Raw genomic sequence first — 21,890 nt, 5'->3', positions numbered from 1 at the left:
TTCTATGGTCGACATTACACATAAACAATTCACTTTACGGAAGGCTATTGCATTAGCGATCGTAAAAGTCTCTTCACCCGAAACAATTGCGGCCATCGAAGAGAAACGCGTTCCTAAAGGCGATGTATTTGAATTCTCCCGTGCCGCGGGTTTATTTGCTGTAAAGAAAACCAGCGACGTCGTACCTGATTGCCACCCGCTGCCTGTGGAATATACAGGATTTAATTTCGTCATCAATGAAATGCAGATCGAGATACGTGCCGAAGTACATACTGTCTACAAGACCGGCGTTGAAGTGGAAGCAATGCATGGAGCAATGATCGCCGCATTGACGATGTATGACATGTTAAAACCTATCGATAAAGAGATAGAGATCCGGTCTGTTAAACTGGAAAGCAAAACAGGTGGTAAATCAAACATACGCGTGGCAACGGAACGGCCATTAAAAGTTGCCATAGTTGTTTGTTCTGACCGGGCTTATAACGGCGTGTACGATGATATCTCCGGGAAATTACTGGCAGAGCTGATCGGAAAACATGGACTGACACCACAGGAAATAGTGATCGTTCCTGATGAGATAGAGAAGATCCAGGCCGCATTGCGGCAATTTAAAGAGCAGGAGTACGATCTTCTGCTATTTTCCGGAGGCACAGGAGCATCTTACAGGGATGTAACTCCTGAAGCCATCAAACCACTTCTTGATCTGGAATTACCGGGTTTGATGGAAGCTGCACGACAATACGGACAGCAGCGAACTCCATTCGCAATGCTGTCAAGGGGGATTGCCGGTTTCGCAGGAAATATGCTGGTGATCACCATGCCCGGTTCGCCAAGAGCAGTGGAGGAAACAACGGCAGCATTGTTCCCTTATGTATTGCATTTATTTAAAGTACGGGTCTGATAAACGAGACATTCAACCGGATTGAGATTTACGCGGCTCTATATAAAACCTCTGTTCATCTACTGCATCGCCGTGCTGTGCATTGCCTGCGCCGGCTCCGCATTCAGGACCATGCACAACCTGCAGGAACCTTACAAGCTGGAGTACCCGGCCAACTTCGGGAACATGATCTACATACCAGCAGACAATCCCTTAACGGTTGCAGGTGTTGAACTTGGAAGAAAGCTATTCTATGAAACCGCTTTATCCGGCAACAACCAGCTTTCCTGCGCATCCTGCCATAAGCAGGAACTCGCGTTCACAGATGGAAAGCAATTCAGCACAGGAGTAGACGGGTCGTCTACAAAAAGGAACTCCATGGCGCTCGTCAACCTTCTATGGACAGATAACTTCTTTTGGGATGGCCGCGCAAAGGGGCTGGAGCAACAGGTAAAATTCCCATTGGAAGATCAACATGAAATGGGGCAATCATTGAACATCTTGTCGCGTAAACTGAGCGAAATAAGATCTTATCCCGGGTTATTCAGGAAAGCGTTCGGTACAGCAACTATCAGCGGAGAACTTATTGCAAAAGCACTTGCGCAATTTGAAAGAACATTGATCTCATCCAACTCACCCTATGATCAGTATCTCGCGGGAAAATATTCACCGGATTCATCGCAACTCCGTGGCATGAAACTCTTCTTCATAAACCCACAGCCTGAAAAAGGGATCAGAGGAGGCGCTTGCGGCCATTGCCATAGCGGCGTAAAAACAACCAGTCAGCTTTATCATAATACCGGACTGGATACAATTTTTACAGATGGTGGAAGAGCTGATGTTACCGGGCAGACAACCGACAAAGGAAGATTCAGGGTTGCCACTCTCCGCAATATCACATTAACCTCTCCGTACATGCACGACGGAAGATTCAAATCACTCAACGAGGTACTGGATCATTACAGTGATCATATTGACGAACAGCCAAAGCTGAGTCCGTTTTTAAAAGATCTGTCTAACCAGAAAAATACAAAAGGGCTGCGCCTGACACTGCAGGAAAAAGAAGATATCATCCAATTCCTTCAAATGCTGACGGACTCAACATTTATTAAAGATCCCCGCTTTTCAAACCCATCACTCATCAGTCAATAGATATGAAACATAAAATAGCAGGAGCAATCTTACTCACAATATTATCTCTTACAACATCCGGTCAGACAGGCCAGGGTACACTGACCGTAAAAGGAGAGGTCGGATTACCTCTTACCATCACCACCGCAGGTTTGTCGGAATTCAGGCACGCTGAGGCAAATATGAAAGACCGGGAAGGTAACATGCACAAATACACCGGCGTCTCCGTGTTATCAATCCTTGATTCAGCAAAGGTCACATTGGGCAAACAACTCCGTGGCGAACATCTTAAAAAGTATCTGTTAGTAAAATGCGCTGATGGTTACCAGGTATTGTTTTCTCTTGCCGAACTTGACCCTGACTTCGGAAATAAAACAGTCATACTTGCAGACCGGGTAGATGGAAAACCTTTACCCGAAGGAAAGGGACCGTTCCGGCTTATTATTCCTGATGATAAAGCGCTTGCGCGAAACAGTTACGAAGTAATTGAAATGATCGTTAGCTTTGCAAAGGATTAACAGTTGCCCTTAGTTTGCGTTAAGCAAATCTTAAAGAACGTTCAGTTCCGATGATGGAACTTTTCAGTCAAGTATCTGGACGTTTTAGTAATCTCATCCGTGTCCCCGTCTTCTATTTTCGTGTCATAAACAAAAACTCTATTTTATGAACACACAAACAATTTCACCAGCGTCTACACAACAAGCCATTCATCCCAATAAAGTACTTTGGGAGAAAGGGGATTTTACTAAACTGGCCGCCACAATGCGGGATAGCGGAGCTAACCTTATACACCAGCTTGGCATCAAACCGGGTATGGAAGTACTTGATCTTGGCTGCGGTGATGGCACTACAGCCATTCCCGCTGCTCAACTTGGCGCCAACGTGCTGGGCGTGGATATCGCAGCAAACCTTGTGGAAGCCGGCAATAAACGCGTAAAAGAAGAAGGTTTGAAGAACTGTACTTTCCGGGAAGGTGACGCCGCTGACCTGAAAGGAATTGAAAACGATCGCTTTGATGTACTGGTAACTGTTTTTGGAGCAATGTTCGCTTCCAGGCCACTGGACGTAGCAAAAGAAATGGTACGCGTTACGAAACCCGGCGGAAAGATCGTAATGGGCAACTGGATCCCTAATGATCCAACCCTTGTTGCTCAGATCCTCAAGATCAGCTCTGCCTATACACCTGCCCCTCCCGCAGGCTTCGTTAGCCCAATGCTTTGGGGAATTGAAAATGAAGTTATCGAACGATTTGCCCAGGCGGGTATTCCGAAAGAACGTATTTCTTTTCAAAAAGATACATTTACATTCCGCGCACCGTTCTCGTCTGCGCAATTCCTCGATACGTTTAAAACGTATTACGGACCGATGATGAATGCATTTGAAGCAGCAAAACAAAACGGAAAAGAACTGGAACTGGAGAATGAACTGAAAGCATTGTTCAAAAGATGTAATGAAAGCAAAGATGAAAATGCCACGTTGATCCCGGCGACCTTACTCCGGGTCACAGCGATCAAGTAAAACACAATAAAGGACCTGCCTGTCATGATGTATTATCACCATGACAGGCTTTTTTTGTATCGTTGTATAATGGAAGATAAATTACGCTCCATTATACAGCAACTGAAAAAGCTGACAACTAAAGAAGGCCAGGTTAATGCAAGCCGTTTTCATAAAGAAGAGATCAAAACTTATGGCATAAAAGTTCCCATTGTAAGAAGTCTTGCGAGGGAAGCTTTCCGTGAAATAAAGCCAGTTGGCAGGGAAAAGATCTTTGGAATGTGCGATAAGCTTTTTGCCTCCGGTTTTATAGAAGAAACGCTGATCGCCTGCGAATGGACCTTCTCACTCAGGCGACATTATGAAAAGCATGATCTTAAACAATTCAAATACTGGATCGAAACTTATATAAACAATTGGGCAACCTGTGATAACTTTTGCAACAACACTGTCGGATCTTTTTTATTGATGTATCCCGAATTTGTACCGCAGCTGAAGAAATGGGCAGTAGCAAAAAACCGCTGGATGCAGCGAGCTTCCGCCGTCTCCCTGATCCTCCCCGCAAGAGATGGTCAATTTTTAGAAGAATCGTTCGCCATTTCAGATATACTGCTAAAGAGCGAAGATGACCTTGTACAGAAGGGATACGGATGGTTGCTAAAATCACAAAGCAAAACGCATCCGGAAGAAGTATTACAGTTTATAGATGAAAGGAAAGCTATTATGCCAAGGACCGCGTTACGATATGCGATCGAACATTTTTCAATTCCGCAGAGGAAAAAACTAATGACGAAATAAAACCGGCGCTTTACATTTTCTCATTCAGCCGGGCGAGCCCACGCTGAATATTCCTGCCAGACATCATTCTTATCGTGCAATATGCAAGCGGCAGCATCAGGGGAACTGGAATGACCATATAAGCTTTGTTCATGGAAGCGTATTTCCACAAAACAAGACTGCCCCAAAGTAATATTATTCCCGAAATCAGCATCCAACTTTCTCTTACCCGCGACATGCGAATGCAACTCCCGGGTATGAACAGATAGCCCACAACACCTGAAAGAGAACCGATGAACATATATTTCTCAAAGGGATCATCGCCGGCAAGGAGAGTCCAATTAGAAATATCAGCCAGGTAATAAAATTGAACGAAGCCAAGAGGGGCAAATCCGTGCCCTTCCAGCATAATGATCAGTGCATGACAGAGGAGAATAGAGATCTTCAGCGAATTGGATCGAATCATTGTCCGTGAACTTAGGCAAATTCTGCTAACCTATCACCAGAAATTCAACATAAATTCCCAGCAAAACATGCCATAATAAATAATGGCCGCATCTTACCATCAAAGCAGCAAACCAGCCGGACTTCCGCAGAAAATAGATCGCCAGTAAGTTGAAAGCAAATCCGCTTACAGTGGAATAGATAACGAGAGCCACCGATCCATCAGGCATTTGCTCAAGTGGTTCGTACAATGCCAGCATGGAAGCTGATACCCAGAATACGATCTCTGCAATTTTTGAAGTACCAATTCTGCGGGTGATCGCCATTATAATTGTCATCGGTAACAACTTGAACAGAACGTCAACATATATCGCACCACAGAAATACAAAAAAATGGAATGAGGAAAAGGCTGAAGAAAGGGAGGTAACTCCTTATAAGGCGGATGTTGTAAAATAACTTCGAACACCACTACATCCGCCACACCAAACAGAAAGCCTTTACATAAAGGCAGCATAAAACGCGATCTATTACTGATCCCTGGATCCAGCCAGTCAGGAAAACCCGCTGCACGCTGCAGGAATAATGCGCCCAACGCGAAAAGCCAGATCACCAGGATATTCCACCCCACGAGGCGGATGCTGTTATCTCCTCCCTCCCACCGGACACTCTCCAGTACCGATATGGCAAGAAATACCAACACGACAAGATAGCTGACCAAAGAGCTTTTCAGAGAGGTGGCTGGCTGGCGCATTTCGTTTTATCTAAAACTAGCATTCACCGGTGAAACTGAAAAACATGCAATATATGAATTGAGTTTTTTACCCACTGAGATGCCCGCACTTCAAGCTTCTGTGAATGACCTCTAACACGCGATCGATCGCTCTTTACAGATCACACTCTCTTCATAAAGTAAAAATGCATCGGCCGGCTCTCTGTGAAACCAAGACGTTTATACAAGGCGATAGCCCTTTCGTTATCATCCCGTGAATGCAAAAAGGCCCGTTGTCCCTGTTCACGGATAAGATACAACTGGTGGGTTATAAGCGCTGCGGCAAACCCTTTACCCAGATGATCAGGGTGGGTGCATACCGCACTGACCTCGGAATAATTACCCGGATGCAGCCTTTGCCCCGTCATGGCCGCAAGCCGTCCATTTTCAAACACACCATAGTAGTGGCCGAATTCTATAGTGCGTAAGCTGAATGGACCGGGCTTGGTGAGTTGAGCAAGCTGTATCATTTCTTCCACGTTGGTCCCGTCCAGCAGGACCGGAGTAACTGCAGATCTTTGCGGAAGTTCATCAGCGGTAAATACAAATTGAAGCCCGGGTATAGAAGCTACTACCTGCCAACCCGGCGGTTGTTCGATCGGCTCCGGCGTTGCGTACAGGATCCTGCGGCCGGAAGGAAAAAGGTCATACAGGTCCGAAAAGCCTTTGCTGTAATTGGTTGGGAAACCAACAAAAGGAGAAACAGCTTCGTCAAAATACTTTACCCGGTCTGTTCCTGCACCAAGATGAGCATCACGTAACAGTAGCGCATTATACACGGGATTATACAGCAAGTCTTCCATACTGGCAAATGTACGAAGCCGATGATTCTGATTCTTGCGGTGTTAAAAATCCGGTCTCATATCTCTCATCCCGTATATTTGCCTGTCACAAAAAAGTACCATACAGTATTTTTATGAAGAAATCCGAAGCGACCCGGCTCAATATCCTGCAAAAAGCGTTTGAGCTGATCTATATAAAAGGCTACCAGACAACCAGTATTGATGAGATCATCGCAACTACTCAGGTTACAAAGGGTGCTTTTTTTTATCATTTTAAAAATAAAGATGAAATGGGGCTTGCAATCATTAATGAATTGCTAAAGCCTGTATTGAACAACAGCTTTATTGATCCGCTGACCAATCAGCCCGATCCGCTGGATGCTATTTACAAGATGATGCACTACCTGCTGATCGAAAACAAATTCCTTAAACCCGAGTATGGTTGCCCTGCCGCAAACTTCACACAGGAGATGGGTTCCTGGAATACAGACTTCAATAATGCACTGAATGAGCTGAGCAAACAATGGCAAAAAGCAATGACCCATGCCATTGATAAAGGAAAGAAAGACGGTACTGTAAGAAGCGATGTAACAGCAAAACAGGTCACAACGTTCGTACTGTCTGGTTATTGGGGTGTTCGAAATCTTGGCAAGCTTGGTAATAGTAAAAGTGTTTATTCCGCCTACCTGAAAGAGCTGAAAAACTACCTCTCTCTATTGAAATAATTTTTTTGATCAGAAACATACTAATTAGTATGTTTTCAATACTTTTGCTTTGCACCGACAGAAAAGATATGTATCAAACTCTGACCTTTTACCATTCATTTTTCCGATGGCTGGTTCTTGCAAGCCTGGTATTAGCAATATATCGGGGATGCGCAGGACTTATAAAAAATGCAGCGTTCAGCAGAAGTGACAATCTGGTCAGGCACTGGACGGCAACGATCGCACATATCCAGTTAATGATCGGGATCACGCTGTATGCGCAAAGCCCGGTCATAAAGTACTTTTGGAACAATAAAAGCGCGGCGCTCAAAAACCTGGATACAACATTTTTTGCACTGATACATCTTATATTGATGCTTACGGCGATCGTGTTGATCACAATTGGCTCTGCACTGGCAAAGAGAAGAACTGCAGACAAAGAAAAATTCCGGACAATGCTGACCTGGTTCGCCTTCGCGCTGCTGATCATTCTCGCTGCGATCCCCTGGCCATTCTCCCCTTTAGCAAACAGACCTTACTGGAGATAATATGATACATCTGTTTAAAACAAAAATTGGCCGTCTGCGCATCATTGGATTTCTTGAAGGAATATCCCTGCTTGTACTGGTATTCATTGCTATGCCGCTGAAATATTTCGCCGACGATCCCGAACTGACATCAACCCTTGGCAGAATCCATGGCGCCTTATTCCTGCTCTTTTTATTCAGTACGCTGAGCGTGGCAATTGAACAAAACTGGAAATTCAAAACACTTACATGGAAAGTGATGCTGGCCTGCTTAATTCCATTCGGGACCTTTTACATCGACTACAAATACCTGAGAAAACAATAGACTGATGAGATCCATTTTAGTTATCGTTGGAGCACTGGTATTAGTTTATTTATGTTACCGGACATACCGCGTGCTGACGCTGGACAGGGGGCTTGAAAACAGAATTGCCACGGGGGCAATAATTTTAGATGTAAGAACTGAGCAGGAATTCAATACAGGCCATATAGAAGGAGCGATCAATATTTCACTCGGAACGATCAGGGAAAGATATACGGAACTTGATCCTTCGAAAACATACATCACCGTTTGTTCTCATGGCTTGCGAAGTGTAAAGGCGGAAAATATTCTGAAGGAACGCGGGTTTAAATATGTGTTTAACGGAGGAGCATGGACTGACCTGGAAAAGATCGTTGCAAAGAAAAAATAACTGAAAGGCAGACACGTCCCGGCAGAACTTCATAATTTCCCGCCTGCAGCAGGATCATGTATTTTCAATAACACTACAATCAAACCTTCAAGCCAGGTGATATGTCAGAAAAAGTATTATTAATTCCAGAAAAGGCAGATAGCGAAACACATGAAGTTGCGGCTGCCTGGGCAAAGTTTGGCAGACCCGTCAGAAAGCTGGGAAAATACTGGATAAAAGAGGATGATCTTAATGGCCAACTGCTGACAGTTTATGGTAATCAGACATTCTCACTCATACTTGCGCAGATCTACGACCTTGAACTAATATCGCCGGATGATTCTTTAATTGCAAACCTGGATCAAAGGTGGACAAAGCGGAATATAAAGCTTTCCGAAGCGGGCAAAGTTAGTCACAGTAGCTTTCCCGTATTTATCAAACCTGTTGTTCACAAACAATTCCAGGCGGCCATATTTATTTCGCCTGCGGAGCTTCAAAAGGCTGTAGAGGGCCTTCCTGAAAACGAACCAGTGCTGGTTTCGGAGATAATTCCGGTTATACGGGCGGAGGCGCGGGCGTATATAATGGATAACACCATCTGTGATATCGCTTTCTATGAAGGAAGCGGCAACCAACAACAAGCCATTTTATTCTTAGAATCATTCCTTCGTACAAACGCGGAGGATGGAACCTGGCCCCGTCGCCCAAAAGATTTATCGCCCTCAGCCTGTCAGCTTGTCACCATGTTTCACTCCCTACGATCCCGTCCAACTTTGGACGACCAAAGGACGACCAAGAGACGAACTAACGACGACTAACAAGCATTTCAAAAACACGCGAAGTTTGACCCTGAATGATTATCATCAGTCAACACATCAGCTGGCTTCGCGTGCCAGAATGTCGTATCTAAGGAGCATATATCGCTTCAAGGCGTGCTCACGTTTTTTGTGCCCGATCAGACAGCTATCGCTTAAAAACCTGTAAGTAGCCAAGTGATAATAACCCGTCTGCACAATACCGGCAAGCCTGATTACATCAGGCGAGGTACCGAGGCAAAAGCAAAAACTTTAAACTTTTAAACCATTAAACACTTAAACACTTAGACAACCATCCCACAACTTTTACGCTTGATCCAAAATAAATAGCTTTTACCACTCCGCGCATAAAAAAGGAACGGGCAAGACTACCCATTCCGTGTTTATTGCTTGTTAAAAATGAAAAATGTATAGCGCCGGGTTTCCCCTTCACCTATTTAAACATTGAAATTTTACATCCGGAATACATTTTCCCCTCTCCATTCTCTACTGTCCCCTCCACATATATACCAGAAGACTTTCAGGAAGTGTGAGATCACCTTACCGTGATCAGTTCGTCTCCGGCCTTCTCCACGATCCGTCCAAACGATCTGCAGCATTCTTCCGCTATTCCCCTCTCTCGCAAGAGCAGCTCAAACTCGTCAGCACTAGCCTCTTCTACCGCAACCAGTAATCCGCCACTTGTCTGAGGATCTGCCAGCAGATAACGTTGCAGGTCGGAAAGCTGACTGATCTTATGCCCATAGCTATTCCAGTTACGCGTTGTTCCGCCAGGATAACACCGTTGCTCAAGGTAACCGTTCAATGACGGAATAACCGGAACCTTATCCATTTCAATTTCCGCTGCCACGCCACTTCCTTCACACATTTCCGATAAATGACCGAGCAAGCCGAAACCGGTCACATCCGTCATCGCTTTCACGTATTGAAGCTGTCCAAAATCTTCACCCACACTATTTAATGTCACCATGCTTTTCAGCGCAATGGCTGCATCCTCTTCTTTCAGTAAACCTTTCTTTTGCGCGGTGGAAAGGATCCCTACACCTAATGCTTTGGTCAGGTAAAGGCGGCAGCCTTTGGTAGCCGTTGAGTTTTGTTTTAAATGACCGATATTAACCATACCGTTTACAGCCAGACCAAAGACCGGCTCAGGACAGTCGATACTATGTCCGCCAGCAAGGGTAATACCTGCCGCAACGCAAATGGCCCGTGAACCTTCCAAAACCTGTTGCGCGATCTCCGGCGCCAGTTTATCGATCGGCCAGCCCAGTATCGCAATGGCGAGCACCGGTTTACCTCCCATGGCGTAGACATCGCTGATCGCATTGGCAGAAGCGATCCGGCCAAAATCGTATGCATCATCCACGATCGGCATAAAGAAATCTGTAGTAGAGATCAGTGCAGTTCCATTACCAAGGTCAAGCACCGCTGCATCGTCCCGCTTATCATTTCCAACCAGGAGACGCGCATCAGGCAGCTGAGCAGATGTACTGTGAAGTATTCTGTCCAGTATTGCAGGACTGATCTTACATCCACATCCTGCGCCGTGAGAATAAGAAGTAAGTTTTATTTTATCCGGAGTATTTGTGCTCATTTCTTTGAAGATTTAGAAGAGACTTTTATTGTTCTGCTCCTGCGCTGCACTTAACAGCACGGAGCCTTGTAATGAAATATCCTGGCTGCCCAGGCTTACCGGTATAACGAGATCAGGGGAACGATCCGCGATCCCCTTCTTATAGGTCTTATCATAATAAACAATAACCTGCCTTATGAAATCGTCCATCCTGTCTTCCTCTATGGCTGTGATGGCCTTTTTAGTCTGATCCGGTCCAAGTCTTTTGCGGATCCTTTGTGTGCATTCGATCAGGAATTCTTTATCAAGGCAGCCGTATTCCTCCACGAGGTTTTGCAAGCGGGTTTCGGGTGGTATTTGAAGATCAAACAGTATTGCCTGCTGAATTTGTTGCCAGAATTTCCTGGGGATATATCGCTTCCCGATAGAAATGCTTTCGTCTTCCACCCAAATTGCAGCCGCGCTGAAACGATTCAGCTCGAAGGCGAGGCGGTTCTCAAACTGCTCCTGCGTTGGTTGAACCAGCTTATTGAGCGAGCCATAGGCAGATCCCTGGTGTTGTGCAATATCTTCCAGGTCAATGACCGGTTGGCCGATGTTTTTTAACTGTCTTAACAATTTTGTTTTGCCGCTACCTGTCATCCCGCCTATCACTTTCAGCCGGTACTCCTTTTCAAATTGCTGGAGCGCCCATCTTCTGTAAGCCTTGTAACCGCCCTGCAAAACATACACCTCAAAGCCATAGAGATTCAGGGCCCAGGCCATTGCACCGCTACGCATGCCGCCCCGCCAGCAATGCAAGGTGATCTTTTTATCCGGCGCAAAGGTTAGCGCCTGCCGGATAAAACCCGACCATTTATTCCCTGTCAGATCAAACCCTAATAATATTGCAGCTTGCTTGCCCACCTGTTTATAGGTTGTGCCGACCTGCACTCTTTCCTCATTGCTGAAAAGCGGCAGGTTGACTGCACCCGGAATATGCGCCTGTTCAAATTCTGCGGGCGTGCGCACATCAGCCACAGGCATTGAAAAAGAAGGATCGAGGAGATCGGAGACATTGATCGAATGAATCATTAGCAGGTTATCGATGAACGGTAAAGATATCAGATATTTTCCCGAGCAAAAAACTAATCACCGCCCGGCCGTGCTGCTGAAACCTCAAGCGAAGATCCGCATCTCTTGCAATACAGGGCATCTGTATCATGCTCTTCAAAACCACAATTAGGACACGACTCAGCTAAAGCCGTTTTGCCCCTGAACGCAATCGCGAGGTCGTGTGTAATTATACCAGTCGGTACCGCGATGATCGAATACCCGATCAACATGACAAGAGAGGCAAGTAACTTTCCAAATGGAGTGATCGGTGATATATCTCCATATCCGACAGTTGTGATCGTTACAATAGCCCAGTAAACACTTTCAGGGATGCTGTTGAATCCGTTTTGCCTTTTCTCCACCAGGTACATGATTGAGCCAATGATCACGGCTATTGTAAGTACGGTCAGTAAGAAGATGGAGATCTTGCGAACACTTCCTTTCAAAGCCTGCTTTAGAAAATGGATCTCAGAAATAAAATGGCCCAGTTTAAAGATCCGGAATACCCGTAACAGTCTTAGTGCCCGGAATACGAGCAGCGATTGCGCACCGGCAAAGAAGATACTGAGGTAAGAGGGAATGAGTGCGATGAGATCGACCATACCGAGAAAACTGAATACATAACGCCAGGGACGGCGGATGCTGATCAGTCTGAGAATGTATTCGAGTGTAAACAGAATCGAAAAGACCCATTCCCAAATAAACAGTGTATCTCCATAACGCTGATGTATAGAGGGAACACTATCCAGCATCACCACTACGATGCTGGCAAGGATCACGATCAGCAGGGCAAGATCGAACATCTTACCAGCGGTTGTATTGGCTTCGTAGATAGTTTCGTGCAACCTGGTGCGCCAGTCTTTTCGGGTTTCTGCCATGGGAGCTGATTGAGTTAATCCCGGCACTTCAGTCCGGGACATCAATCAGTCAATCAATTTTTGAGCCATTGGTGATTTATACGCTGTTCAGACCGAATAGTAAGGCTGGGAACTGATCCGTATACAAGCCGCCCGGTTAAGGATGACTGGTGTAGTGTTCCGCTACAACGATCTGTTGCCAGAGGCTGATCTGTGGGATCTGCGGAAACCCATGCCATTTGATCTTAACGCTTGCTCAACGTAAATTCCCTTTAAACAAATACTTCCCCGCACCAACCTCCACGACTACTGCATCTTTTTCACTCTTCATGTTTTTCAGATCCTTTACCAAACTTAAGGGCTTATCACTTTCCGTAAGCCCTTCTGCGGACATCACCGGTACATATACAGTAGCTGTTGTATTTGGCGGCACTTCTATTTCCAGAACCAACTGCTTGCCGTTTACGGTCCAGTGAGAAGAAACTTTACCATAATAAGTCTGCAGACTCGCAGACACGTCTGTTAACCCTCCGCCAATATGCGGCGCAATGCGGATATGCTTATACCCCGGCGCATCATTATAGGTATCTATTCCAGCAGCTACCCTATACATCCAATCTCCGATCGCTCCATAAGCATAGTGATTGAACGAGTTCATGGATGCAGGTTCGAAACTTCCATCCGTTCGGATCCCGTTCCATCTTTCCCAGATAGTGGTCGCGCCCATTTTGACCGGGTATAGCCAGGAAGGATAACTTTCCTGCAATAGTAATTTATATGCCCAGTCAGTATAACCAAACCGGCTCAGGACATGACACAGGTACGGCGTACCAAGAAATCCTGTGGTAAGATGTGTTCCATAATCACTGATGTTGTCCACCAAACGTTTCGCCGCCTGTGCCCGCAGATCTTCCGGCAGCATATCGAAATGTAATGCCAGCACATAGGCTGTCTGCGTACTGGAAACAAGCCGTCCGTTCGGCGTCACGAACTCTTTCAGAAATGCCTCTTTGATCTTTTTGAGCAATGCCGTATATGCTTGCTCATCATCCGGCTTACCAAGCACCTTTGCGCTGTTGATCATCAGCTGAACAGAATATGCATAGAAGCATTGCGCGATCAGGTTCTTATCTGTTACCGCTGAACGCCCGTCATTATCATCAAACGGGCGATAGAACAACCAGTCGCCATAATGATTGGCTTTATTACGCAGATCATTCGTCGTATTCTGTTGCATGTATTGCACCCACAATTTCATGCTGGCATATTGCTGGGTCAGCATTGTTGTATCGCCGTAGGCGATGTACATGGTCCAGGGAATGATCGTGATCGCATCGGCCCATCCGGTAGCTCCTGCTTCATTCTTATTCAACACATCGGGAATGACGTGAGGGATCTTTCCGTCAGCATGCTGATCTGCCATTACATCTTTTAACCATTTAGCAAAAAAATTATCTACTTTCCGGTTGAACGATGCCGTACGGGCAAAGACCTGTGCATCACCTGTCCAGCCAAGGCGTTCGTCACGTTGCGGACAATCGGTTGGCACATCCAGGAAATTGCCTATCTGTCCCCATTGAATATTGTGCTGTAATTGATTCAGCAATGCATGCGAAGAAGTGAACTGTCCTGTTGCCGGCATGTCTGAATACAGGGCAACGGCAGTGATGTTTTCCGGCTTCAATTCACCCGGAAATCCTTCCACACGTATGTAGCGGAATCCCTGGAAGGTAAAATGCGGGTGAAACGATTCTTCATCGGTCCCTTTTAGTATATAGATGTTCTCCTGTTTGGCAACACGGAGATTCTCTGTATAAAAATTACCAGCTTTATCCAATACTTCAGCATGATACAATTTAATGGAATCTCCGGCTTTGCCTTTTACCTTCAATTCGACGAATCCTGTAAGGTTCTGTCCAAAATCTGCGACCAGTTCTCCTTTGGGAGTGGTAAAGATCTTAACCGGCTTTAAGCTTTCATGCTTTTTAACTGTTTCGTTGTATGTAGCCACCAATGTATTTTTAGGCAGGTCAACTACCTGCACGCTATTCCAGCCGGTAGCGTCATACCCAGCCAGCAACCAGCCATTCTTTTCTTTGCGGGAATCATTGATCTCTCCATGATAGATCTCTGAATACTGAATAGCACCGAGGGATGATCTCCAGTTTTCATCAGTGATAACCGTCTGAACCGTACCATCTGCGAACGTGATCGTCAACTGTGCCAGCAATGCCAGTTTGCTACCATATAGATTCTTGCTATGCCAGGCGATCTGACCACGATACCAGCCGCTACCAAGATGTACACCGATAGCATTATTACCGGTTTGAAGAAGACCGGTCACATCATATACCTGGTATTGAAGCCGCTTATTGAAACTGGTCCAGCCAGGCGTAAGAAAATCATCGCCTACTCTTTTGCCATTGATGAATGCTTCATATAAACCGTGAGAGCTGATGGACAATGTTGCGCTGCTGATCTTCTTTGCTGCCGCGAATGTGTTACGGAACAAAGGGCTCGGCCGCATCACTTCATCTTCTGTTCCTGAGGCAGAGATCCATTTCGCCTGCCAGTCGGATGCCTGTAGCATACCCGTTTGCCAGAAAGCGGTTTCACTCCAATTGCTCCTTCGGTTGAGGTTATCCCATACACGAACTTTCCAATAGTATCTCTTTCCGGATTCGAGAGGCTTCCCTTTATAGGGCACATGAACGGATTGTTCAGCGTTTACTTTTCCGCTGTTAAAAACGATACTCTTTTTACCAGATGACACTGTTTCAACAACAATCTCATAAGCGACCTGCAGAATATTACGTTGTGGAGATGAAAGCTGCCAGGAGAAACGCGGGGCTGTATTATCAAGACCGATGGGATCAGTGCGATTCTCACACAGCGGGTTCACCACGGAGATCTGTGAAAATGAAACAGCAACGATGCCCGCGAGGGCAATCGACAATGACAGCAATTTCTTCATAGCAGAGAATTAGTTGAATGTTACCGGAAGATAAGAAATTTGAACGGCGTTGCCCGCCCGCAGATAACGCAGAATTTTGCCCGCTTAACAGCAATATCCCTTCCCATGACAGATTCTTCATCCGATGCCGCACAACCGCAGATAACGATGTTTACCGGGAGATCTCACCGATCCGCACTTTGATCGCATGCCCGCCTTCCGGACGGGCTGCAGAGTTTACGACCATGATCTCCTTTTTATCGCTTTGATATATGGATGGCCATAAAGTTTTCGTCCATGCGGCACTGGTCGTATGCCAGTGCTTCCCATAATCATCGCTCACGGAGATATTACTCTTGTTGGAAGTGACCACCAGCCGGCCATCAGACATGGAAAGAATATACGGTCCCGCCCACTGATCCGGGATCGGCGTACCCAGGCCAGGGCCCCAGGCAGAGCCATCTTTGCTTGTCTTGTAATACACATTGCATTTTTCGGGGCCGCAGATCTCGTACACCACGATATACTGACCGTTCTTCATTCTTGTCCACACCGGCATACCCGGCCTTGATTCCGGGTGACCTGGTTCGTATGCCACCCAGATCTCTTCTCCCCAGGTCTTACCATAATCGGGAGATATTTTCTGGGAGATGATCTGGCTGAAAGACGGATCATCCGTCACATGCTTTTCGCTTGCATACATTACCGCTAAACGCCCGTCATGCAGCATATAGAAATGAGGTTCGTATACGCCTTTATCTGGCTTACCCAATGTTCCAGGCTTGCCTTCATTTGCATCGATCGTGCTGAGCATGGTCCAGGTAAGTCCATCGTCCGTGCTCCGGTATACATACAGGCGATATGATTCCTGCCAACGAACCGAACGGCAGGAGAGTAAAATGCTTTTATCGGGTAATTCGATCAGTTGAGCATTATCGAGATCTCGACCAGGGTCAGCAATGGTAGAAATCGCTTTCCAACTCCTGCCATTATCATCACTGCGGGCTATTTCGAGTTCCAACCCTCCATCAGGTTCTTTTGCATAGCCACTATTACGGCTGATGGTGTAACCCGCAAACCATGTTTTCCCTCTTCGCTGCAATAGTCGTCCGTATTGTGCCCCGTACCGCCCATGGATCCGGCCCTGTGTACCACCGGCCTCAGATACTTTGCCCTTATCTTCAAACACGGGAATATTTCGTACATCCACCGAATCTTTCCAGCTGATGGACGATCCCGGATTTCTTCTTACCACAGGCCATCCATTTTTATACTCAAGTCCGTCGATCAAAAACACGCGGATCTCTCCGGATACTTTTTCTCCTGGTTTTGCCTGAATGGCGTGATATGCGATGTAGCGATTGCCTTTTGTGTCCATGATAACGGAGTTATGCCCCGGACCAACCCATTGCTCATTCATCTCCAGTAATACGCTGCTGCCGGTTCCGTTGTATTCGCCGAGTGTGGTGTAAGGGCCTTCTGCTTTGTCGGCGCGCGCAACGAGTACAGCATAGCTAGGGTTTGGCCCGCAGCAATTGTCGCCGGAATAATAGAGATAATATTTCCCCTTATAATAATCCACCCAGGCGCCCTCCACCAGCTGATCATACTTCTTTTCCCGTTTAGGGAAGATTAGATCTTTCGGAGCAGAACCTGGCTTGAACGCACTCCAGTCGTCCAACATTTCCTGTACCCTGATGGGTTTGAAAGCCGATCCCCAGTAAAGTAATTTCTTTTTTGTAACCGGGTCGATAAAAGACATCGGATCAATATTGACAAAACTTTCCCCGCAGATTAGCGGAGATCCTTTGTCTATAAAAGGCCCCTCTGGTTTGTCGGCATATGCGATACCCAAACATTTGCCCAGTGTTGTATCGACTGATTCAGCAGAATAGAACATCACATATTTTTTGATCTGCTGATCATACATCACATGCGGCGCCCAGAAATCATGACTACCCCAGGCCGGCTTTTGCGGAAGTGCATCACCGGCAATGTTCCAGTTCTGCAGGTCGGTACTGGAAGCAACCTGTATATGAATAGTTCCGCCGCGGCGGTTGGGATTGGTTGCGTAAGCATAGTACTTACCATTCGCCCGGATCACGGTCGGATCAGGGAAATCCTGGTCAAGCACAGGGTTGATGATCTTTTGCTGCGCGATTCCTGAAAGGGAGACGAGCGCATATGCAAACAACAAAACAGCTTTCATCCTTTTTCATTTCGTGACGGTCGGGTGTGTTGAACAGCAAGGGAAGGGTCCCGCAGATCAGCATACAACTGCCTTTTTTTTGCAGCATATCTGCGCACAAGCTGCGTGGGTCTTCGGAGTACGGACGCATTAAATCACTTAGATGACTTATTGCGTAACCGTTATTTCTTTCCGTTTGCTTCGTTGGTGAGGCTGGTGATCAGCTCCACTTCCTTCTTTTTGTAAGGCTTTCCATCTGTATGAAAGATCTCGTGAAACCAGATTTCCGGCTCTGAAGTATATGTTCTCTCCCAACTGTTCCATGCATATTTTGTCTGGCTCTTTCCATCTACCAGGCCCCAGTTCACCGCGCCAACTTTATACTTCTTTGCGATGGGTAAAGATGATTCGAAGTAGCTGTTATTACCTCTGGCCATATATTCGGTGCAAATGATCGGCCGTCCCAATGGCTGCAGCCATTTGATCCGTTTTTCAAATTCCTCTCCATTTTCATAGTTGTGGAAAGAGATGATATCAGATTCATCCAACTGTATTTTTTCAATCGGCTTTAATTTATCAGGAGCAGACCAATCGCCCGCCCAAACACCACAGGTCAATGGCTGAGACGGGTTTACTGAACGGGCCCAGGCAAACGTTTTTTTCAGCAATGGAATTACGTATTTCGGCTTTTCCGGTAATTCTACATGTCCGTAAGCTGTATTATTGGTATTATCCGGCTCATTCCAGACATCCCAGGCGAGTACACGTGCATCATTGGCAAATTTTGCCACCACACCCTTCACATATTTTTCAAGACGCGGTTGCTGAGTTGAATCTTGTAAAGCATCAATTCCCGGACTTTGTACCCAACCTGAGTTGTGAACGAACGGCTTTGGTTCGCGTTGCTTACCAGGTTTTGGGAACGGGTCCCAGCAGGAATCAAATAAAACGAAGATCGGTTTGATATGATGGCGGCTGGCGATCTCCAGGAATGTATCCAGTCTCTTCTGAAAGCCATCCGCATCCTGCTCCCACAAGAGATCATGAAGGTATACACGAACAGTGTTCATACCGATCGCTGCAGCCCAGCCAAGCTCCCTATTGATCGTTGCGGTATCAAACGTTTCCGCCTGGAACATTTCCAGTTCATTGATTGCGGTACTGGGGATAAAGTTACAACCGACAAGCCAGGGCTGTTTGTCATACCATGCATTAGCCTGCTCTTTAGTCCAGATCTCCCGGCCAGCAGATGCTTCCTGTTGAACGGCTTCCTGTTTTTCATCTTTTTTCTCTTGTTCTTTACACGAGGTAGACTGCATCAACAGCACCGCTATCAATGCGAGCCCGGAAAGTCGGATTAACTTCATGTTCGCTATTTTTCAGATTATTATTTGATATGTTTTAAATACCGTCACCCGCAACCATTTTATTTTACGATTGAAAGGGGAATTTGCTTGAGTGGATTGACTTTGAACACATCCACTCCGTTTTCTCCGGCAACAAATTCACCGGTGCTGAACAATGTCCGGCGAGGGCCGACCTGTTGCGGGTTATTGTGCGCATGATAGTACATCAACAGGTCATTACCCACTTGTACAAATGCGTTATGACCGGTTCCCTGGATATTATCCGTTTTAGTAATGATCGGATTACCCGTAAATTTTGAAAATGGCCCGAGCGGTGAACTGGAAATGGCATATCCAACATTATACGCCGGGCTTCTGAAATCATTGGCGGTATAAAAAAGATAATACAGGTTCTTATGCTTCAGCATTGCCGGCGCTTCCGTTACCGGCCATTGCGCACCGGAAACAACTTCCCATTGCTGGTTTTGCGAGATGCACCTGGCCACTGTATTTTCTTTGATAGATTTCCAGTCGTCATTCAACTCTGCGCCAAAGGTTATATTGCCATTATCGAACCTTACAAAATAGAGATATGCTTTGCCATTATCATCCAGGAATAAATGCGGATCGATCTCTTTTTCTGCATGCAAAGGCTGAAGATCTGTTTGTGTGAATGGTCCTAATGGAGAGCTGCTTGTTGCAACAGCAATATGTTCATTTGCCGTATAGAACATGTAAAAGACATTATTGCGATAAAAAACTTCAGGCGCCCAGAACCCGGCTGTACCATAAGCCTGGCCTCTTACGAGAGCCAGGCTATTACCAGCCTTGCCTACCGGCCCTCCCCAGTTCTTTCCATCAGTTGATCTATATACAGGAATGCCTGCATCGGCGTTATCGCCGGATGTTCCATACAAATAATATGCACCGTCATGTTTCAATACAAAAGGATCAGCCAACATTACTGGCAACGGCACCGGATCCGGAGTCGACCCGGCCGGAGCCGGCTTATCCTTCGAACACATGATCCCTGATAACAGGATCGCAATGTAGATGAACATTGGTTTCTTCATTTTTTCAAACATTAATTTGGGCGAGAGCGGCGCGATGGGTGATCGACGATCATCGGATTACAGAATCATATCCGGCAAACAGTTCCTGAATAATCAAGATGAGATCCTGACTCAATACCCGAATCCCGATCATCGACCATCACCTCTCCTAGTACTTATCATTCTGCTTAAGATTCGGATTATTCAGCACTTCCGTTTGCGGGATGGGTAACCGTACGTGTTTACCGACGACGAAATTGTTGAAGTCAGGGTCACGCTGTGCAACAGCGGACACTTTCGCCGGTGTTTCAAGATCACCCCAGCGTTTCAGATCAGCCCATCGTACGCTTTCACCGCAGAGCTCCAGCATGCGTTCGATTTTCAAACGATCGCGGAATGCATCTTTACTCATGAGAACTGCAGGATGAGCGGTAGCCAGCGATGCCATGTTTGAACGCGCACGAACTGTGTTCACGTAGCCAGCTGCAGTGGCGGTCTGATCCAATTCATTCAGCACCTCTGCGTACATCAGCAACACATCCGCATAGCGTATCAGCCGTACATTATTTTGTGCGAAGTAATCTTCATTTGTACGGAAGTAATCACGCTGATATTTACGGAACCATGCTTCATTGGCATTCCATTCCCAGTTGCGTCCGTATATCTTATCGCCGAAGTCGGCAAACAATGCCGGGTAAAACAATGTATAACGTAAGCGGGGATCGATCGCATTAGCCGTTGTCTTTTCCTTCTTGAACTCATCCACCATCCAGTAACGCGCCTGCCCATCACTCCAACCTATTCCGCGTGGAGCGAAGAACTGTGCACGGTTATGACCCATGTTCTGATTAGGATCATCACCATCACCGCCTTTGTTTACGTCAGAGAACTGGATCTCAAAAACGGACTCTTTATTATTCTCATTTGTATGGGTGAAATTATCCTGGAAGTTTGTCACCAGTTCATATTTACCGGCACCTGCGCCGGTAATGAAATAATCGAGTGCTGTTTTCGCCTGCGGCCATTTGCGCTGCTGCATATATGTACGTGCGAGAAATGCATTGGCAGCTCCTTTATTAGGTCGGCCCACATTGGCTGCATCCCAGCTCACCGGCAATACCGCTAAAGCTTCGGTAAGATCTTTTTCTACCTGCGCCCATACTTCAGCCAGCGGACGCTGTGCGGGAAGATCGTCCGGCTTTGAAGGTTCCAGTACCAACGGAATATTTTCCCAAAGAAGGGCGGCATAGTAGTAATGCAAGCCGCGGAGGAATTTTGCCTGTGCCAGTAACAGTTCTTTCTTATTGTTATCTGTAAAGGGGATCTCCGGAAGATTCGCCAAAACCTGGTTGCAACGAAAGATCGCCTTGTAAGTATCCCGCCATGTTATGGCATTCCCTTCCCAGAAGTTATAGTTCACGTATTGAAAACGTGTCCAGTCAGCCAGCTCGATCCACGGACTGTTACTGAATCCTTCATCGGAGGTAAGATCCAGGCGGAAATAGATCCAGCGCGACCAGCCGCCGGGTTTATAGAACATGGCATAAGCCGCGTTCACGCCTTTTTCTGCATCACTTTCAGTTTTCCAGAATTGTTCTTCCGTGATCGTATTCGGATTATCTACGTTCAGCAGATCTTTTTTGCAGGATGGCATGATCAGCACCATCAAACTTATCGCGATCGTTAGTTTTATATACTGTTTCATATAGTGCAATTAGCGTTAGATGAATTGGTATGCGGGGAAGAGATGTTTAAAAGCTTTATGTTTAATAGTTTAAAAAGTTATGGATCGAACTCAGGCGAGACTTTGAAACATTTAAACGATTAA

Annotated in this window: 21 protein-coding genes; 10 read left to right on the top strand and 11 right to left on the bottom strand. The window is 46.2% G+C overall.

The window, feature by feature from the left end:
- Window positions 1-4: 4 nt before the first annotated feature.
- The 5 genes from moaCB (at window position 5) to LZZ85_RS07320 (ending at window position 4,306) form a co-directional block, all read left to right on the top strand.
- Window positions 5-901 carry a bifunctional molybdenum cofactor biosynthesis protein MoaC/MoaB gene (gene moaCB, locus LZZ85_RS07340; protein ID WP_237870161.1) on the top strand — a complete coding sequence of 299 codons (897 nt, stop codon included), beginning with the start codon at window positions 5-7 and terminating at the stop codon, window positions 899-901.
- 165 nt (window positions 902-1,066) lie between these two features.
- On the top strand, window positions 1,067-2,032 hold the full coding sequence (locus tag LZZ85_RS07335) for a cytochrome-c peroxidase (protein ID WP_237870159.1): 966 nt from the start codon (window positions 1,067-1,069) through the stop codon (window positions 2,030-2,032).
- 2 nt (window positions 2,033-2,034) lie between these two features.
- Window positions 2,035-2,529: a molybdopterin-dependent oxidoreductase gene (locus LZZ85_RS07330; protein WP_237870157.1), complete on the top strand. Its 495-nt coding sequence runs from the start codon at window positions 2,035-2,037 to the stop codon at window positions 2,527-2,529.
- A gap of 145 nt (window positions 2,530-2,674) precedes the next feature.
- Complete coding sequence (locus tag LZZ85_RS07325; protein WP_237870155.1) at window positions 2,675-3,529, top strand: class I SAM-dependent methyltransferase; 855 nt, start codon at window positions 2,675-2,677, stop codon at window positions 3,527-3,529.
- A gap of 69 nt (window positions 3,530-3,598) precedes the next feature.
- A complete protein-coding gene (locus LZZ85_RS07320; protein ID WP_237870153.1) occupies window positions 3,599-4,306 on the top strand; it encodes a DNA alkylation repair protein in 708 nt (235 codons plus the stop codon).
- A gap of 10 nt (window positions 4,307-4,316) precedes the next feature.
- Here the strand turns inward: LZZ85_RS07320 and LZZ85_RS07315 are convergent, their stop codons facing one another.
- The 3 genes from LZZ85_RS07315 to LZZ85_RS07305 form a co-directional block, all read right to left on the bottom strand.
- The gene (locus LZZ85_RS07315) at window positions 4,317-4,751 is read right to left on the bottom strand and encodes a hypothetical protein (RefSeq protein ID WP_237870151.1); all 435 of its coding nucleotides are present in this window, start codon (window positions 4,749-4,751) and stop codon (window positions 4,317-4,319) included.
- Between the two features lie 25 nt (window positions 4,752-4,776).
- The gene (locus LZZ85_RS07310; protein WP_237870149.1) at window positions 4,777-5,481 is read right to left on the bottom strand and encodes a hypothetical protein; all 705 of its coding nucleotides are present in this window, start codon (window positions 5,479-5,481) and stop codon (window positions 4,777-4,779) included.
- A gap of 140 nt (window positions 5,482-5,621) precedes the next feature.
- Window positions 5,622-6,302, bottom strand: a complete 681-nt coding sequence (locus LZZ85_RS07305; RefSeq protein ID WP_237870147.1) for a GNAT family N-acetyltransferase — start codon at window positions 6,300-6,302, stop codon at window positions 5,622-5,624.
- Between the two features lie 113 nt (window positions 6,303-6,415).
- Here LZZ85_RS07305 and LZZ85_RS07300 point away from each other — a divergent pair, with 113 nt between their 5' ends.
- From LZZ85_RS07300 to LZZ85_RS07280, 5 genes are all read left to right on the top strand, one after another.
- Window positions 6,416-7,006, top strand: coding sequence for a TetR/AcrR family transcriptional regulator (locus tag LZZ85_RS07300; RefSeq protein WP_237870145.1), 591 nt, complete (start codon window positions 6,416-6,418; stop codon window positions 7,004-7,006).
- Window positions 7,007-7,035: 29 nt separating this feature from the next.
- Entirely contained in the window at window positions 7,036-7,533 is a 498-nt protein-coding gene (locus tag LZZ85_RS07295) for a hypothetical protein (protein ID WP_237870143.1), read from the top strand.
- A gap of 1 nt (window position 7,534) precedes the next feature.
- The gene (locus tag LZZ85_RS07290) at window positions 7,535-7,837 is read left to right on the top strand and encodes a DUF3817 domain-containing protein (protein ID WP_237870141.1); all 303 of its coding nucleotides are present in this window, start codon (window positions 7,535-7,537) and stop codon (window positions 7,835-7,837) included.
- 4 nt (window positions 7,838-7,841) lie between these two features.
- Window positions 7,842-8,204 carry a rhodanese-like domain-containing protein gene (locus LZZ85_RS07285; RefSeq protein WP_237870139.1) on the top strand — a complete coding sequence of 121 codons (363 nt, stop codon included), beginning with the start codon at window positions 7,842-7,844 and terminating at the stop codon, window positions 8,202-8,204.
- Window positions 8,205-8,305: 101 nt separating this feature from the next.
- Window positions 8,306-9,001 carry an ATP-grasp domain-containing protein gene (locus LZZ85_RS07280; protein WP_237870137.1) on the top strand — a complete coding sequence of 232 codons (696 nt, stop codon included), beginning with the start codon at window positions 8,306-8,308 and terminating at the stop codon, window positions 8,999-9,001.
- A 532-nt stretch (window positions 9,002-9,533) separates the two neighbouring features.
- Here the strand turns inward: LZZ85_RS07280 and selD are convergent.
- The 8 genes from selD to LZZ85_RS07240 all read right to left on the bottom strand — a co-directional run bounded on the left by selD (window position 9,534) and on the right by LZZ85_RS07240 (window position 21,767).
- Entirely contained in the window at window positions 9,534-10,592 is a 1,059-nt protein-coding gene (selD, locus tag LZZ85_RS07275) for a selenide, water dikinase SelD (RefSeq protein WP_237870135.1), read from the bottom strand.
- Window positions 10,593-10,604: 12 nt separating this feature from the next.
- Window positions 10,605-11,645 (bottom strand): tRNA 2-selenouridine(34) synthase MnmH, encoded by a 1,041-nt coding sequence (gene mnmH, locus LZZ85_RS07270; RefSeq protein ID WP_237870133.1) that lies wholly within the window; start codon window positions 11,643-11,645, stop codon window positions 10,605-10,607.
- A 53-nt stretch (window positions 11,646-11,698) separates the two neighbouring features.
- The gene (locus LZZ85_RS07265) at window positions 11,699-12,544 is read right to left on the bottom strand and encodes an ion transporter (protein WP_237870131.1); all 846 of its coding nucleotides are present in this window, start codon (window positions 12,542-12,544) and stop codon (window positions 11,699-11,701) included.
- Between the two features lie 235 nt (window positions 12,545-12,779).
- The gene (locus LZZ85_RS07260; RefSeq protein WP_237870129.1) at window positions 12,780-15,497 is read right to left on the bottom strand and encodes a glycoside hydrolase family 78 protein; all 2,718 of its coding nucleotides are present in this window, start codon (window positions 15,495-15,497) and stop codon (window positions 12,780-12,782) included.
- Window positions 15,498-15,648: 151 nt separating this feature from the next.
- Complete coding sequence (locus LZZ85_RS07255; protein WP_237870127.1) at window positions 15,649-17,685, bottom strand: family 43 glycosylhydrolase; 2,037 nt, start codon at window positions 17,683-17,685, stop codon at window positions 15,649-15,651.
- A gap of 161 nt (window positions 17,686-17,846) precedes the next feature.
- Entirely contained in the window at window positions 17,847-19,031 is a 1,185-nt protein-coding gene (locus tag LZZ85_RS07250; protein ID WP_237870125.1) for a cellulase family glycosylhydrolase, read from the bottom strand.
- A gap of 59 nt (window positions 19,032-19,090) precedes the next feature.
- Complete coding sequence (locus LZZ85_RS07245) at window positions 19,091-20,083, bottom strand: glycoside hydrolase family 43 protein (RefSeq protein WP_237870123.1); 993 nt, start codon at window positions 20,081-20,083, stop codon at window positions 19,091-19,093.
- 148 nt (window positions 20,084-20,231) lie between these two features.
- Entirely contained in the window at window positions 20,232-21,767 is a 1,536-nt protein-coding gene (locus LZZ85_RS07240; protein ID WP_237870121.1) for a RagB/SusD family nutrient uptake outer membrane protein, read from the bottom strand.
- Window positions 21,768-21,890 lie beyond the last annotated feature (123 nt).

The sequence above is a fragment of the Terrimonas ginsenosidimutans genome, from assembly GCF_022012415.1.
In the GTDB taxonomy this organism is placed as follows: domain Bacteria; phylum Bacteroidota; class Bacteroidia; order Chitinophagales; family Chitinophagaceae; genus Terrimonas_A; species Terrimonas_A ginsenosidimutans.
Note: the sequence above shows the minus strand (reverse complement) of the source record. Positions and strands in the feature narration are given on the sequence as shown.

Bases quoted from the DNA above. Each gene is read 5' to 3' on its own strand.
- moaCB (WP_237870161.1), top strand. From the start codon at position 5: ATGGTCGACATTACACATAAACAATTCACTTTACGGAAGGCTATTGCA.
- LZZ85_RS07335 (WP_237870159.1), top strand. From the start codon at position 1,067: ATGATCTACATACCAGCAGACAATCCCTTAACGGTTGCAGGTGTTGAA.
- LZZ85_RS07330 (WP_237870157.1), top strand. From the start codon at position 2,035: ATGAAACATAAAATAGCAGGAGCAATCTTACTCACAATATTATCTCTT.
- LZZ85_RS07325 (WP_237870155.1), top strand. From the start codon at position 2,675: ATGAACACACAAACAATTTCACCAGCGTCTACACAACAAGCCATTCAT.
- LZZ85_RS07320 (WP_237870153.1), top strand. From the start codon at position 3,599: ATGGAAGATAAATTACGCTCCATTATACAGCAACTGAAAAAGCTGACA.
- LZZ85_RS07315 (WP_237870151.1), bottom strand. From the start codon at position 4,751: ATGATTCGATCCAATTCGCTGAAGATCTCTATTCTCCTCTGTCATGCA.
- LZZ85_RS07310 (WP_237870149.1), bottom strand. From the start codon at position 5,481: ATGCGCCAGCCAGCCACCTCTCTGAAAAGCTCTTTGGTCAGCTATCTT.
- LZZ85_RS07305 (WP_237870147.1), bottom strand. From the start codon at position 6,302: ATGGAAGACTTGCTGTATAATCCCGTGTATAATGCGCTACTGTTACGT.
- LZZ85_RS07300 (WP_237870145.1), top strand. From the start codon at position 6,416: ATGAAGAAATCCGAAGCGACCCGGCTCAATATCCTGCAAAAAGCGTTT.
- LZZ85_RS07295 (WP_237870143.1), top strand. From the start codon at position 7,036: ATGTTTTCAATACTTTTGCTTTGCACCGACAGAAAAGATATGTATCAA.
- LZZ85_RS07290 (WP_237870141.1), top strand. From the start codon at position 7,535: ATGATACATCTGTTTAAAACAAAAATTGGCCGTCTGCGCATCATTGGA.
- LZZ85_RS07285 (WP_237870139.1), top strand. From the start codon at position 7,842: ATGAGATCCATTTTAGTTATCGTTGGAGCACTGGTATTAGTTTATTTA.
- LZZ85_RS07280 (WP_237870137.1), top strand. From the start codon at position 8,306: ATGTCAGAAAAAGTATTATTAATTCCAGAAAAGGCAGATAGCGAAACA.
- selD (WP_237870135.1), bottom strand. From the start codon at position 10,592: ATGAGCACAAATACTCCGGATAAAATAAAACTTACTTCTTATTCTCAC.
- mnmH (WP_237870133.1), bottom strand. From the start codon at position 11,645: ATGATTCATTCGATCAATGTCTCCGATCTCCTCGATCCTTCTTTTTCA.
- LZZ85_RS07265 (WP_237870131.1), bottom strand. From the start codon at position 12,544: ATGGCAGAAACCCGAAAAGACTGGCGCACCAGGTTGCACGAAACTATC.
- LZZ85_RS07260 (WP_237870129.1), bottom strand. From the start codon at position 15,497: ATGAAGAAATTGCTGTCATTGTCGATTGCCCTCGCGGGCATCGTTGCT.
- LZZ85_RS07255 (WP_237870127.1), bottom strand. From the start codon at position 17,685: ATGAAAGCTGTTTTGTTGTTTGCATATGCGCTCGTCTCCCTTTCAGGA.
- LZZ85_RS07250 (WP_237870125.1), bottom strand. From the start codon at position 19,031: ATGAAGTTAATCCGACTTTCCGGGCTCGCATTGATAGCGGTGCTGTTG.
- LZZ85_RS07245 (WP_237870123.1), bottom strand. From the start codon at position 20,083: ATGAAGAAACCAATGTTCATCTACATTGCGATCCTGTTATCAGGGATC.
- LZZ85_RS07240 (WP_237870121.1), bottom strand. From the start codon at position 21,767: ATGAAACAGTATATAAAACTAACGATCGCGATAAGTTTGATGGTGCTG.